General features: G+C 56.1%; 2 protein-coding genes. Both read left to right on the forward strand.

Annotated elements, in window-relative coordinates; translation table 11 throughout:
- A partial coding sequence (locus tag H511_RS24800) for a hypothetical protein (protein ID WP_036759350.1) occupies positions 1-317 on the forward strand: 317 nt, incomplete at its 5' end.
- On the forward strand, positions 317-2,177 hold a 1,861-nt coding region (locus H511_RS22980), incomplete at its 3' end, for a hypothetical protein (protein ID WP_036759352.1). The genes H511_RS24800 and H511_RS22980, both read left to right, overlap by 1 nt.

Raw genomic sequence — 2,177 nt, forward strand, 5'->3', positions numbered from 1 at the left:
CAATGCCAACCCAAGCCGATGCATTAGCGATTGTTGACCAGATGGAGTGGCCAAGCGCCGAAGAACGTCAGGCGTTTGTTGAGGCAATCGGTTCGGGCGTCCCTCCCCGCTCTGTCATTTCTGACTTGCAAGCCTATCAGCAGTACACACAGGGCTTGAAGAAACAGCAACCAGAACGCACCCGCATACCAAGTGCAGGGACCACTGAATCATATAACGCCGGTGATCTCGTCAGGGGAATCATCCATCAAAAAAACCAGAGCAACCAACAAACAGAGCAGCAACTGGCCGCACAACCACAACGAGGCATCCGATAATGGCTAACTATCAACAGTTCATGGAAATGCGCCGTAAGGAATACGAAGCGCGTGAAGCCGAAAAGAACACCGGCATTATCGGAGACTTGGCGGACATGGCTCACGCCGGTGCGGCCTCATCCTTGGGTGGTATCGTTGATTTTCTGGGTGATGAGAAGACGGCGCAGCGTCTGTATCAGAACGCCGACGAACAATATGAAACCTTGACGCCTGAAATGCGCGAGTCAATGGGCAAAGAATTCTTTGGCGAGGACGAGCAAGGGCTGTATGCGGGCGAAGCATTAACCGACCCGCGCGCCTGGGCTGGGAACTTAGCAAAAGTCGCGGGCGGTATGGCCCCTGCCATTGTGGGTGGAGGCGCGGCGGGATTGGTTGGCCGTGGCCTTGTGAGTACAGTGGCCAGTGGTGGTACTAATGCATTTCTAAACGGAGCGATGGCAAACGGCCAGGCTGCCGATCAGGTCCGTCAGAACGTGATTAACGCGGACATGACGCAACTGGCCCAAAACGAGCTTTTCAAATCCGTGGTACGAACGTTCCACGAACAAAACCCAGACATGGAATCTGCCGCCCTACTGGAAAATGCAAAGCTGGAATTTGCCGAACAGGCGGCGAAGGTTCGTATGTATGACCCTGCGTCCTTTGCGTCGAATGCCTTGCTGGGCATGTTCGGGGATCGCGCCATTGTGGGTGCATTGGCAAAAGGTTCGAAAGCAAGCACTGTCACCGGCGCGATTGGTCGTAATGCCCTCATCGAAGGCGGCACCGAATTCGTGCAAGAGGCAGGCGATCAGGTGGCGACCAATCTCGTCAATCGTGATTATGTGGACCCGAACACCGGCGCAACAGATAACGCCCTGTCTGCAGGCTTAACCGGCGCTGTGTTGGGTGGCGGTATGGGCGCTGCGGCTGGCGGTGTTGGCCATGCACTGCACGGCAATCGTGGAACAAATGTTCCACAGAATAAGAACATCACCGATCCCGCAACCAATGACACAACTGACGTTATTGATTCAGCACCTCAGCAAGCCGAACAAGCCCCAGAGGCAACCGGCGCACAGCCTGGGCAAGTTGACCTTACCGGTGGAACAATCGTTCCACAGGAGCGCACAGAGCCGGTTATGGGTGATCTGTCCGGCGTCTATGAGCCAGCCCCGATCGATCCAGAGGCGTTGGACGTGTCCTCAACCTGGGACAATGACGAGCCAATGATCGGGACTATTGCTGCACCGGATGAGCCGCTGAAAGGCACACCGATAGATGTGTCGGGAACTCAAGGTCTGGGCGAGCCAGTTGCAGATCGTGAAACAATCGTTCCACAGGTCGATAAAGAAACCCAGCTCAGAGAGCAGGCAGAGGCGGAGCGCGCAGCTCAGCCCCCTACCCCTGAGCTATCCGATCCAGTGAAGGGCCGAGTTGAACAACGGGCGCAAGAGCGCATGGCCAAGATTCAGGAATCCGCATACCGCGCTGACGCGCTGGATGACCCTATTGAACCCGTTGGCAACGTCGGCAAGGATGAGCGCGAAGCAGAGCGCCTGAAAGACCTACAGCTGAAAAACAACCCAACACGGCAAGCCAAGCTGTCCAAAGAACAAGCTGAACGCGATAAGGCCAAAGCGGACGCTGAGGCCAAAAAGCGCGGTAAGTTCCAACAAAATGCTTTGCGGGATCGTGAAGGCGAACGATTGGTCCCACGCAATGATGATGAGTACCTGGGCAAACTCGCCCAGCGGATGCTGGAAGCGCAAGAGGGTAAGAAGGGTGCGCCGACTGTTGATGAGCTACTGGCCGAGGCCAAAGCCGAGGGGGCCACTCAGAAACAGGTTCACGACGCCATTCAAGCAAAGCGTGCTGAGG

Origin of the sequence: Photobacterium halotolerans DSM 18316 (assembly GCF_000425165.1) — a bacterium.
In the GTDB taxonomy this organism is placed as follows: domain Bacteria; phylum Pseudomonadota; class Gammaproteobacteria; order Enterobacterales; family Vibrionaceae; genus Photobacterium; species Photobacterium halotolerans.